This window comes from Alteribacter keqinensis, assembly GCF_003710255.1.
GTDB classification, from domain to species: domain Bacteria; phylum Bacillota; class Bacilli; order Bacillales; family Salisediminibacteriaceae; genus Alteribacter; species Alteribacter keqinensis.
In genome coordinates, this window is sequence record NZ_RHIB01000001.1 from 813,502 (window position 1) to 824,731 (window position 11,230).

Genomic DNA, 11,230 nt, shown 5'->3' on the forward strand with positions numbered 1-11,230 from the left:
CACTTCAGCCTCTGACTGCCTGCATACAGGGGTGAAAATTAATATCAAATTATAAAAGAGAGAATTGATTTTAATAAAAAATTGACTAAGTGACGGATTTATGATAAAAATTCTATAAGAACGTTGATATATCAACGCTTACCGGTGATGCCGCCAATTCAGCTATTATTTTTGATTTTTTTTACATATCAGACAGAAAAGTCTTAAAAATGCAGGTGAATCCGCAAAATATGTTGAATTCTTCCGCGCTTTCGTTTAACATTAGCCTTGTTATCCACTAAAAAGTCGGTTAACGAGTATAAAACTCTTATTTTTGTGCAAGAAAAGAAATAACAAGTCTATTGGGAGGAGGTGAATGGTATGAACAAGACGGAACTAATCAATGCGGTATCTGAGAAAACTGAGCTTTCTAAAAAAGATGCAACAAACGCAGTAGATGCGGTTTTTGATGTAATCACTGGTTCTCTTCAAAATGCTGAGAAAGTACAATTGATCGGCTTTGGTAACTTTGAAGTACGTGAGCGCGCTGCCCGTAAAGGACGCAACCCGCAAACAGGTGAAGAAATCGAAATTCCTGCAAGCAACGTACCAGCCTTTAAGCCTGGTAAAGCCCTTAAAGACGCAGTTAAATAATACATAAGGGGCTTGCATAGAGAAGAATCGCACTTTTTGCGGTTCTTCTTTTTTCTTACTGCAGGATTGCGGCACGCTTACATTTCTTGTGTATTCAATCAGGCTGTGCTAGAATTTTAACGACTTCTAGAATTGAGTGTTGAGGGGGCAGCAGCATTGAACGAAATCAATCATGAAAAAATTAAACAGGCAGTAACGATGATCCTGGAAGCTATCGGTGAGGATCCTTCCAGAGAAGGTCTGCAGGATACACCGAAGCGAGTGGCGAAAATGTATGCAGAAGTATTCGAAGGACTCAACCAGGACCCAAAAGAACACTTCGCAACCGTATTCGGGGAAGATCATGAGGAACTTGTCCTCGTTAAAGATATCCCATTCTATTCTATGTGTGAGCATCACCTCGTTCCTTTCTTTGGTATAGCCCATATTGGATACATTCCGAGCGGGGGAAAAGTCACAGGTTTGAGTAAACTTGCAAGAGCAGTAGAAGCTGTATGCAGAAGACCTCAGCTCCAGGAAAGAATTACTTCCACGGTTGCTGACAGTATTGTAGAAACGCTGGAGCCGCTCGGTGTAATGGTTGTTGTTGAAGCAGAGCATATGTGTATGACTATGCGAGGAGTGAAAAAACCAGGTTCCAAAACCATTACCTCGGCTGTTAGAGGTATCCTTGCAGAAGACCCTGCGTCCCGCTCTGAAGTTCTCTCATTAATTAAAAACTAGTATAGTTTTTAAGCGGCCGTTCAGCCCGCCTGAAATGGCGGGTGGTGCCGGTGGGTATTTATCCCGGCGTATCCCGAGGGCTGATATACATAATTTCTGTTTTGTAAGGACTAGGAAGGAGGAGGTAGCCATGCCTGAACCTACTGAATATATTGTTATAAAAGCCCGCGAAAACGGAGTTAATGTTATCGGTTTAACGCGGGGCTCGGACACCAGGTTTCATCATTCTGAGAAGCTGGATAAAAATGAAGTGATGATTGCCCAATTCACCGAGCATACGTCTGCAATCAAGGTAAGAGGAAAAGCGACAATTCAGACCGGACACGGTGAAATGAATACTGACGATGAATAAAAGCGGGCCAGCCACCTGCTTTTCTTTTATTTACAAACCAATTGAGGTACCAATCGCTTATCTGAATATCGTAATTGTGGTATACTAAGTAGTAGCGTTTACGTACTGATCTTAATGCTGGGGGACTTTGAATGACAACGTCTATGGATCATATCAATGAAGACATAAAAAACATAAAGGCGGATTTCTATGAAGTCATTCATCATCCATACTTCCGCCGTTACTTATCAGATCCGGTCATTGACCACGATCAGGTAGTCCTTTTATATTACCTGCTTCAAAAGAATGGTCATAAGTACAGATACATAAAAAACTGTGTTCTTTCCTCTGTACTGGTGCAGACGGCTCTGGCTGTCCACGATACGGTTGAAAACAACCAGTGGGACTCCGAACTTGAAAAGAAAAGCAGGCAGCTCACTGTCCTTTCAGGAGATTATTTCAGCAGTCTTTACTATTATTTTCTGGCGAAAATTTCTGACAAAGGACTTATCCGTGTTTTCAGCAGATCGATACAGGAAATCAATGAAATTAAAATGTCCGTTTATTGTAATGGGGCAGAGAGTGCTCACAGCAAACGGGCTTTCGTTAATTACCGCCTTATCGACTCCCTTCTGATCCGCAATATTGCCCGCTTTACCGGGCAGGAGAACTGGATTAAGCCTCTGGACGAGTTTTTCTATTTGAAGAGACTTGTAAGAGAGCACCGGTGTATTCTGGAAGGCAGGCAGGAAAGGGGTACAAAAGGAATGCTTCTTACAGATGTCGCTGTGATGGAGCCTGATTATCTCTACCAAAAAGAAATCGAAGGAACACGTTTGAAGTTAGCTTCCTTTTCCTATGAATGGCTTCCCTTCAAGCATTATATCCACGACAGAATGAAACAGCTTCTCAATGAACACCCAGTCTATCAGGAATATGTAGCAGAGGAAGGATAGTATGAGTCAATCAAAGGAAGAAAAAGTCCACCAGGTTTTCGAATCCATTTCAGGAAGATACGATCGCATGAATGCGATCATAAGCTTTCAGATGCACCTGGCCTGGAGAAAAGACACGATGAAAAGAATGGCTGTAAAACCCGGATCCAGTGCCCTGGATGTCTGCTGCGGAACAGCTGACTGGACGCTCACAATGGGGGAAGCTGTTGGAGAAAAAGGGCATGTTCACGGTCTTGATTTCAGTCACAACATGCTTTCTGTTGGCAGGGAAAAAGTAGAAAAAAGAGGAATTGAAAATATTACTCTTTTACAGGGAAATGCGATGGAACTCCCCTTTGAAGACGCATCATTTGATTATGTAACCATTGGCTTTGGACTGCGCAACGTCCCTGACTATGATCAGGTTATCAGGGAAATGTACCGGGTAACCAGGCCCGGGGGACTGGTCACTTGTCTTGAAACCTCGCAACCTACTTTCCCTGTTTTTAAACAGCTTTACTGGCTGTATTTCAGGCATGTGATGCCTGTGTTTGGAAAGGTATTTGCAAAAAGCTATGACGAATACGCCTGGCTTCAGGAATCAACACAAACCTTTCCTGATAAAGAATCGTTAAGCAAAATGTTTACTTCCGCAGGTTTTGATAAAGTTTCCTACAAGTCCTACGCTGGCGGAGCAGCTGCCAGTCATTTTGCAGGCAAAAGCTTTTAAAAATGCGTGGCGGTTGTTGAAAGGGTTCAATATATGAAAAAGATAAAAATCATCTTAGAAATGATCAAGTTTGAACATACGGTATTTGCGCTGCCTTTTGCATTTTTAGGTGCCGTGCTGTCCAGCCTTTTAATTAATGGTCACTGGCCCACACTGGAACAGTGGATCTGGATTACACTGGCCATGGTCGGTGCCAGAAGTGCGGCAATGAGTCTTAACAGGCTCATTGATGCAAAAATTGATGCGGCCAACCCGAGAACAAAAGACAGAGCAATCCCTGCAGGACTCCTGTCCAGGATGGAAACAGGGTTATTCATTGCGATATCATTCCTCGTACTCATTTTTTCAGCCTTCCAGCTCAATATGCTGGCTGTTTATTTGCTGCCGCTAGCAGTATTTTTTCTTGTTATCTATTCTTATACAAAACGTTTTACTTACCTTTGTCATGTGATTTTAGGGATTACGATTGGTATTGCCCCTCTGGGAGGCTGGGTTGGCGCAACAGGAACACTCACTTGGGAAGCGATTCTGTTATTTCTGGCAGTAGCCTTATGGACAGCCGGATTTGACGTAATTTACGCTACACAGGACGCTGATTATGACAGAGAAGTGGGCCTGCACTCCATACCAAGCCGCTTCGGGATAAAAAAAGCGTTAATTATTGCAAAGGGATTCCACGTATTCAGCTTCATTGCCATGGCTGCACTCTTTTTTGCTACACCGCTCGGCTGGTTTTATCTGCTGGGGGTTATTGCAGCAGGCGGAATTATGGTTTATGAACACTCTATTGTCAGTGCCGATGATTTGTCCAGAGTAGGCGTAGCCTTTTTTACAATGAATGGAGTCATCAGCATCATACTCCTTTTCTTTACGATTGGAGACCTGCTTATATGAAAATGACCAAACGGATTTTTACAGTTGGAATTACAGGAGCAAGCGGAGCCGTCTACGGTGTCCGGTTTGTCAATACACTTTTAAGAGCCGGTCACCGGGTACACTTGATTGTCAGCCAGGCAGGCTGGCAGGTGTTTTATCATGAACTCAATGAGGACACCTCAGACCGGAATGCCTGTCTTGAACGTTTGTTTGAAACCGATAGAGATCTGCACATCCATTCACTGCAGGATTTTTCTGCACCGATTGCAAGCGGTTCCTATCAAAATGATGGAATGATTATCATTCCCTGCTCAATGGGAACTCTCGCTAAAATTGCCCAGGGTATCTCAAGCAATCTCCTGGAACGAACAGCAGATGTGATGCTAAAAGAGCGGCGTCCTCTTGTGATTGTGCCGAGAGAAACACCGCTTCATTCTATTCATCTCGGTAATATGAAGACCATTGGGGATATGGGAGGAACAATCGTTCCTGCAATGCCGGGTTTTTATCATCAGCCGAAGACGATGGATGATTTGATTAATTTTGTAGTAGGGAAGGTCCTGGATCAGCTTCAGGTAGAGCATGATTTATTCACACGCTGGGGGGATTAACAGATGGGGTTGGTAGTAGGGGAAATTTCGTATACGAATATACAGCCGATTTTTTATTATATTAACCGTCAGGAACTTTTAAAACGAGGATGTTCATTCGTACCCCAGGTACCTTCTGAGCTGAACCGGGCTATGAAGGAAGGCTCGATTGATATCGGAGGGATTTCCTCTTTTGCTTACGCTGAGAATAAAGAACAGTATCAGCTTCTTCCTGACCTGTCTGTTTCCTCTCCTAAAAGCGTTGGATCCATCTTCCTGTTTTCAAAGGTACCTCTACTTGAACTTGACGGTAAAGTGGTGGCGCTTACTTCAAGCTCTGCAACATCAGTTAACCTTCTTAAGATCATTCTGGGCAGGTTTTACGAACTGGAAGTTGAATATGTAACCATGAAACCGGGGTTTGAAGAAATGATGGCAAGTCATGATGCCTGCCTTCTCATCGGGGACGATGCCATTCAGACTTACTGGTCGCAGACAGATGATATTTACCGGTATGATCTCGGTCAGTTATGGTACGAGCAGACCGGGTACCCGATGACATATGCGGTTGTTGCAGTACGAAAAGATGCGGTTTTAAACCAGGAAATTCTTGTCCGTGATTTGTATGAACAAATGGTTAAGAGTAAGTTACACTCCAAGGAAAACGAATATGATGAAATGATCCGATCCATCCAGTACGAAATGGGCGGTAAAAAGGAATTCTGGCAGCGTTACTTTGCGGGACTGAATCATGATCTGACGAAGAGGCATATCGAAGGATTACTTCAATATTACAAGTATGCGCATGAGATGGGATTGCTGAAAAGACCTGTCAGAAATTTAGCATTGTGGCAGGGTGCAAAGCACCGGCAATCCGTTTAAGGCAGGTGAAAGAGATGAAACTGACTGAAATTTACTGGCATTTACGAAGTGATATATCCATGATTGAAAAAGAGCTGGAGCAAAATATCGGCGCAAAGCATCCTGTATTAAAAAAGGCTTCCACACACCTTTTAAAAGCAGGCGGGAAAAGGATCCGTCCTGTTTTTGTGCTTTTGGCAGGGCAATTCGGGAACTACAGTGTAAAAGAAATCAAAAATGTGGCAGTTCCCCTTGAACTCATTCATATGGCATCACTTGTTCATGATGATGTAATTGATAATGCTGAACTCCGAAGGGGAGAAAAAACAATTAAATCAAAATGGGACAACCGTGTAGCGATGTATACCGGGGATTTTATGTTTGCCCGGGCTGTTGAACTGGCTGCCGAGAGTAAACAGCCTGAAGTTCATGATATTATCTCTGATGCCATGGTGGAAATGTGTATCGGTGAAGTGGAGCAGATTCAGGACCAGTATAACTGGGACCAGAATTTAAGAACGTACTTAAGGCGGATTAAACGGAAAACCGCCCTCCTGATTGCCGTAAGCTGTGAGCTCGGAGCAGTGGCAGGAGATACGGATTCTGAAACAAGAAGAAAGCTTTCCTTGTTCGGACATTATGTGGGAATGGCGTTTCAGATCACAGATGACATCCTCGACTTTGTAGGAACTGAAAAAGAACTCGGAAAGCCTGCGGGCAGCGACCTTAAGCAGGGAAATGTTACTCTTCCCGCACTCTGTGCCATGAATAAAGATCCTGAACTGAAAGTGAAAATCTCTTCAACTATAAAGGAAAATGACTTAGGCGGTACGGAGATTAAATCAATTATCGAAGCAATTAAAGATACAGGTGCCATTACCTGTGCAAAACAGTTCTCCGACCGTTATTTGCAAAAAGCAAGAGAGACCCTTCAGGATCTGCCTGATATTCACGCAAAAACAGCGCTTTTACAGATTGCAGACTACATAGGAAAACGGAAGTTTTAAATAAGGATGACTCAGAAGATCCCCTTCTTTTGAGGCATCCTTTTTTTACTTATTCTTAATAGCGGGCACCACTGCGGAAAGCGGAGGGCATTCAGGCTTCATCCTGCTTCAGCTGAATAACAGAAGAAACTACAATAATCTATGGAAAGAAGGTAATTCAGGAGTGCGGAGTGATGCAATTTTTTGCCTTCAGCACCGACTGAAACGCTGTTTTGAAAACGATTACAAAAAACAGTTGTGAAACGTGTGAAAATTTGCTATACTCAAACAGGTTTGAGATTTCTACATACATAAACGTTGGAGGTATGAACATGGAGCGCACTTTTTTGATGGTAAAACCAGACGGGGTACAACGTAATCTGACAGGGGAAATTGTTTCGCGTTTTGAAAAGAAAGGCTTTACTTTGGCAGGAGCAAAAGTGTTAGCGATTTCAAAAGACCTCGCTGAAACTCATTACGGTGAGCATAAAGAACGCCCATTTTTTGGGGAGCTTGTTGATTTTATTACATCAGGCCCTGTCTTCGCAATGGTTTGGGAAGGGGAAAACGTTATTGATGAAGCCCGGAAGATGATGGGAAAAACAAATCCTTCTGAGGCAGCGCCTGGAACAATCCGTGGTGACTTTGGTGTTCAGGTATCAATGAACGTTATTCACGGCTCTGACTCAGAAGAAAGCGCTAAAAGAGAAATCGAGCTTTTCTTCCAGAAAGATGAACTTGTAACATACGAAAAAACAATTAATAAATGGGTTTAACTAAATTCATAAGGCAGACCGGCTTTTCAAAAGCCGGTCTGCTTTTTTTTTGTAATAATCGCTGAGAACGGACCGGGAGAACGTTATAATATTAAATATAAAGAATTTTTTGCATTAGGAGAAATGTTGATGATGTTAAAAGATGACTACCAGATGTTCACAGTAATGATCAAAGATAAAACCGGCATTGACCTGAATCAGTACAAAGAAGCCCAGATGAAAAGAAGACTACTCTCGTTAAGAGAAAAAAGGGGCTTTGCTACTTTCTCGGATTACGGCAAAGAAATGGGGCTGCAAAACGACCTGTTTGAAGAATTCCTGGACAGAATGACGATTAATGTATCAGAGTTTTACCGTAATCCTGAGAGATGGGATGTATTAAAAAATAAAATACTCCCTGTTATCAAGGAAAAGAAAAACGTGTTAAAGATTTGGAGTGCAGCCTGTTCCACAGGAGAAGAGCCATACACCCTTTCCATGATGATGAAAGAAACACGCACGAAAGCCCGGATTACAGCAACCGACATTGATGACACAATATTAAAAAGAGCAAAAAGAGGTGCCTACCCTGAAAGGTCACTTAAAGAGCTTCCTCTTGAGTGGAAAGACAGGTATTTTCAAAAAGACGGGCCGGGATATGAAATCGACCAAAAAGTAAAAACTGCCGTTTCATTTAATAAACATAACCTGTTAAAAGATGCCTATCCTAAAGAAATGGATCTTATCGTCTGCAGAAATGTGCTCATTTATTTCACAGAAGAGGCCAAGCAGTCCATATATAAAAGACTGGCTGATTCATTGGTATCCAGCGGGATATTGTTTGTGGGCAGTACGGAACAGATCTTTAACCCTTCAAAATACGGTTTTGAAGCAGAAGATACATTTTTCTATCGAAAACAATGAGTTCTTAATACGTTGTCTGGGAATTTTTATTCTGGATTACCGGCGTCACCGCTGAAATGAGCGGAAATTAACACTCATTTTTATCAGAACTTATCGGAAAGTTTGAGAAATCTGAATCTGCATGTTGAAATTTTTGTGCGTTTGATCCACAATGGAAAATAAGATTTAAAATAGTTTAGTACATAAAAGCATTAAAGGAGTGTCGCCTGATGAGATTTTTAACAGCCGGGGAATCCCATGGTCCCCAACTAACGGCCATTATTGAAGGTGTCCCAAGTCATCTTCCCCTTACTGCAGAAGATATTAACCGTCATCTTCAGAGAAGACAGAAAGGTCACGGAAGAGGGCGGCGAATGCAAATTGAGAAAGATCAGGTACAAATCAAAAGCGGTGTAAGGCACGGTAAAACAACCGGTGCTCCGATTACCCTCGTTGTAGAAAATAACGATTGGAAGCATTGGACGAAAATTATGGGTGCCGAACCGATTACAGAAGATGAAGAAAAAGAAATGAAGCGGATCATTACACGCCCCCGCCCGGGACATGCAGATTTAAACGGAGCGATTAAATATGAACATCGGGACATGAGAAATGTACTCGAGCGCTCTTCCGCCCGGGAGACAACGATTCGTGTGGCAGTAGGAGCCGTAGCCCAAAAGTTGTTAAGTGAGTTCGGTGTCAACATTGCCGGACACGTCCGTGAAATCGGGGGAATTGTAAGTGAACAGTCTTCTGACGGACTAACTGTTGAAGATATCCTTCAGCACACGGAAGAATCCCCTGTACGGTGCCTTGACAAAAATGCTGAGAAAAAAATGATGGATGCGATTGATGAAGCAAAGAAGAACGGCGACTCTATAGGCGGTGTCGTGGAAGTTGTAGCTGAAGGCCTTCCATCGGGTCTTGGTTCACACGTACATTACGACAATAAACTCGATGCAAAAATTGCACAGGGTGTTATGAGCATCAATGCTTTTAAAGGTGTGGAAATCGGACTTGGGTTTGAAGCGGCAAGAAAGCCCGGAAGTGAAGTTCATGATGAAATCGCCTATGACGAAGCGAAGGGGTACTACCGTCTGTCAAACCGCCTTGGAGGATTTGAAGGTGGCATGACAACAGGCATGCCTGTCGTTGTAAAAGGGGTAATGAAGCCCATCCCGACTCTCTATAAACCACTTAAAAGTGTGGACATTGATACGAAAGAACCTTTTGAAGCAAGCATTGAACGGTCTGACAGCTGTGCTGTTCCGGCTGCTGCGGTTGTCTGTGAGCATGCGGTGAGCTTTGAATTGGCAAGAGCTTTCCTTGATAAGTTCGGTTCAGATACGATGAATGACATTAAAGGAGCATTGGAAGCGTACCAGAAAAAAGCGAGGGAATTTTAGATGAGTCCCGAATTCACAGTACGTGCTTCGTCCCATACTTACCCGGTTATCATCGAACCCGGCTGCCGGCATAAACTGTATGAAAAAATCAATCACAGTTACTCACAGTATTTCATTATTACAGATACGAATGTGAGTCCACTGTACCTCGAAGAAGTTAAACGATCGTTTAAAAAAACGGCTGTAGTATATACAATCCCAGCCGGTGAAGGATCAAAAAGCCTTGAGCAATTTGAGAAAATCTGTTCTTTCGCCCTGGATCACGGAATTGACAGAAATTCCGTGATTATTGCATTAGGCGGCGGTGTCGTAGGTGATATTGCAGGTTTTTCAGCTGCTTCGTATATGAGAGGGATAGATTTTATCCAGGTCCCGACGACACTTCTTGCCCATGACAGCAGTGTAGGCGGCAAGACGGGTATAAATCTTCCGGGTGGGAAAAACATGATCGGAGCATTTCATGCACCAAAGGCGGTCATGTTTGATCCGGAAGTGTTTCATACTCTCCCTGAAAGGGAGTGGCGTTCAGGTCTTGCAGAAGTCATTAAGCACGGACTGATTTATGATTATTCCCTTTATTCATGGGTTTGTGAAAATGTAAGTGCCAGACAAGTACCGGACACTTCAAAACTTGTTTATCTTCTTGAACGTTCTGTAAAAGTAAAAAGAGCAATTGTAGAAAGTGATGAAAAAGAAAAAGGCATTCGTGCATTTTTAAACTTTGGACACACCCTCGGTCATGCGATTGAAGCCGAAGCCGGCTACGGATTATGGACTCACGGGGAAGCTGTTGCGATGGGGATGGCCTTTGCCCTCAAGGTAAGCGAAGAAGTCTTTCAAACATCACTTGATTCAGGAAAAATAATCAATCAGCTTGAACAGCTTGGCTATCATACATCACTGCCGGAAAACATGAATACAGACCGGTTGATTGACAGAATGAAAAGAGATAAAAAAGGGATTAACGGCCAGATCCGGTTCGTATTACTTGAAGCACCAGAGAGGCCGAAACTTGTGTCTGTAGAAGAAGGGATGCTTCGAAATTTAATTCAAATTGGAGGGGTAAAATGATACGTGGGATCAGAGGAGCTGCGACAGTGGAAGATAATGCAGCAGAAGAAATTCTTTCAGCTACAAAGTCGCTCATATCTGAAATAATCGAAAAAAATAAGGTACATCCAGAAGAGATCAGTCATATATGGATAACTGTAAGTCCTGATTTAAACGCAACTTTTCCGGCAAGAGCTTTGAGAGACCTTGAAGGCTTTGACCGTGTTCCGGTAATGTGTGCCCAGGAGATCCCCGTAGACGGTGCCCTCGAGCGTTGCATCCGGATGATGGTCACAGCTGAAACGAGTCTGTCCCAGGCGGCGGTTCAGCACGTATATTCAGGAGAAGCCGTCCGTCTGAGGCCTGATCTTGTTCAGAAATCCTGAACGTTGACAAACAGGCGGAACCGCGCTAACATATCACATAAGTTAGTTTTAGATGAGATGAGAGA

14 protein-coding genes are annotated in these 11,230 nt (G+C 43.1%); all 14 read left to right on the top strand.

All coding sequences use genetic code 11. The annotated features are described in order from the left end of the window. Positions 1-360: 360 nt before the first annotated feature. The 14 genes from EBO34_RS04065 (at position 361) to aroH (ending at position 11,165) form a co-directional block, all read left to right on the top strand. Positions 361-633 (top strand): HU family DNA-binding protein, encoded by a 273-nt coding sequence (locus tag EBO34_RS04065; RefSeq protein ID WP_122896658.1) that lies wholly within the window; start codon positions 361-363, stop codon positions 631-633. A 156-nt stretch (positions 634-789) separates the two neighbouring features. After that, positions 790-1,356, top strand: coding sequence for a GTP cyclohydrolase I FolE (gene folE, locus EBO34_RS04070; protein WP_122896659.1), 567 nt, complete (start codon positions 790-792; stop codon positions 1,354-1,356). A gap of 130 nt (positions 1,357-1,486) precedes the next feature. Beyond that, positions 1,487-1,708 (top strand): trp RNA-binding attenuation protein MtrB, encoded by a 222-nt coding sequence (mtrB, locus tag EBO34_RS04075; protein ID WP_122896660.1) that lies wholly within the window; start codon positions 1,487-1,489, stop codon positions 1,706-1,708. Positions 1,709-1,839: 131 nt separating this feature from the next. After that, positions 1,840-2,643 (top strand): heptaprenyl diphosphate synthase component 1, encoded by an 804-nt coding sequence (locus EBO34_RS04080; RefSeq protein WP_122896661.1) that lies wholly within the window; start codon positions 1,840-1,842, stop codon positions 2,641-2,643. A gap of 1 nt (position 2,644) precedes the next feature. Further along, entirely contained in the window at positions 2,645-3,352 is a 708-nt protein-coding gene (locus EBO34_RS04085; protein WP_122896662.1) for a demethylmenaquinone methyltransferase, read from the top strand. A 33-nt stretch (positions 3,353-3,385) separates the two neighbouring features. Next, positions 3,386-4,246 carry a UbiA-like polyprenyltransferase gene (locus EBO34_RS04090; RefSeq protein ID WP_122896663.1) on the top strand — a complete coding sequence of 287 codons (861 nt, stop codon included), beginning with the start codon at positions 3,386-3,388 and terminating at the stop codon, positions 4,244-4,246. A 2-nt stretch (positions 4,247-4,248) separates the two neighbouring features. Then, positions 4,249-4,839, top strand: coding sequence for a UbiX family flavin prenyltransferase (locus EBO34_RS04095; RefSeq protein WP_122898514.1), 591 nt, complete (start codon positions 4,249-4,251; stop codon positions 4,837-4,839). A gap of 3 nt (positions 4,840-4,842) precedes the next feature. Then, positions 4,843-5,700, top strand: coding sequence for a menaquinone biosynthesis protein (locus EBO34_RS04100; protein WP_122896664.1), 858 nt, complete (start codon positions 4,843-4,845; stop codon positions 5,698-5,700). A 14-nt stretch (positions 5,701-5,714) separates the two neighbouring features. Then, positions 5,715-6,686 (top strand): heptaprenyl diphosphate synthase component II, encoded by a 972-nt coding sequence (hepT, locus tag EBO34_RS04105; protein WP_122896665.1) that lies wholly within the window; start codon positions 5,715-5,717, stop codon positions 6,684-6,686. Positions 6,687-6,997: 311 nt separating this feature from the next. Next, positions 6,998-7,441 (top strand): nucleoside-diphosphate kinase, encoded by a 444-nt coding sequence (ndk, locus tag EBO34_RS04110; RefSeq protein WP_122896666.1) that lies wholly within the window; start codon positions 6,998-7,000, stop codon positions 7,439-7,441. Between the two features lie 129 nt (positions 7,442-7,570). Then, entirely contained in the window at positions 7,571-8,344 is a 774-nt protein-coding gene (locus EBO34_RS04115) for a CheR family methyltransferase (protein WP_283234577.1), read from the top strand. A gap of 209 nt (positions 8,345-8,553) precedes the next feature. Next, the gene (gene aroC / locus EBO34_RS04120; protein ID WP_122896667.1) at positions 8,554-9,729 is read left to right on the top strand and encodes a chorismate synthase; all 1,176 of its coding nucleotides are present in this window, start codon (positions 8,554-8,556) and stop codon (positions 9,727-9,729) included. After that, the gene (gene aroB / locus EBO34_RS04125) at positions 9,730-10,800 is read left to right on the top strand and encodes a 3-dehydroquinate synthase (protein ID WP_122896668.1); all 1,071 of its coding nucleotides are present in this window, start codon (positions 9,730-9,732) and stop codon (positions 10,798-10,800) included. It abuts the gene before it with no gap. Then, complete coding sequence (gene aroH, locus EBO34_RS04130) at positions 10,797-11,165, top strand: chorismate mutase (protein ID WP_122896669.1); 369 nt, start codon at positions 10,797-10,799, stop codon at positions 11,163-11,165. Before aroB ends, aroH begins: the two co-directional genes overlap by 4 nt. The last annotated feature ends 65 nt before the right edge of the window (positions 11,166-11,230 follow it).

Bases quoted from the DNA above. Each gene is read 5' to 3' on its own strand.
- EBO34_RS04115 (WP_283234577.1), top strand. From the start codon at position 7,571: ATGATGTTAAAAGATGACTACCAGATGTTCACAGTAATGATCAAAGAT.
- EBO34_RS04095 (WP_122898514.1), top strand. From the start codon at position 4,249: ATGACCAAACGGATTTTTACAGTTGGAATTACAGGAGCAAGCGGAGCC.
- EBO34_RS04100 (WP_122896664.1), top strand. From the start codon at position 4,843: ATGGGGTTGGTAGTAGGGGAAATTTCGTATACGAATATACAGCCGATT.
- aroB (WP_122896668.1), top strand. From the start codon at position 9,730: ATGAGTCCCGAATTCACAGTACGTGCTTCGTCCCATACTTACCCGGTT.
- EBO34_RS04080 (WP_122896661.1), top strand. From the start codon at position 1,840: ATGACAACGTCTATGGATCATATCAATGAAGACATAAAAAACATAAAG.
- aroC (WP_122896667.1), top strand. From the start codon at position 8,554: ATGAGATTTTTAACAGCCGGGGAATCCCATGGTCCCCAACTAACGGCC.
- ndk (WP_122896666.1), top strand. From the start codon at position 6,998: ATGGAGCGCACTTTTTTGATGGTAAAACCAGACGGGGTACAACGTAAT.
- EBO34_RS04085 (WP_122896662.1), top strand. From the start codon at position 2,645: ATGAGTCAATCAAAGGAAGAAAAAGTCCACCAGGTTTTCGAATCCATT.
- EBO34_RS04090 (WP_122896663.1), top strand. From the start codon at position 3,386: ATGAAAAAGATAAAAATCATCTTAGAAATGATCAAGTTTGAACATACG.
- hepT (WP_122896665.1), top strand. From the start codon at position 5,715: ATGAAACTGACTGAAATTTACTGGCATTTACGAAGTGATATATCCATG.
- aroH (WP_122896669.1), top strand. From the start codon at position 10,797: ATGATACGTGGGATCAGAGGAGCTGCGACAGTGGAAGATAATGCAGCA.
- EBO34_RS04065 (WP_122896658.1), top strand. From the start codon at position 361: ATGAACAAGACGGAACTAATCAATGCGGTATCTGAGAAAACTGAGCTT.
- mtrB (WP_122896660.1), top strand. From the start codon at position 1,487: ATGCCTGAACCTACTGAATATATTGTTATAAAAGCCCGCGAAAACGGA.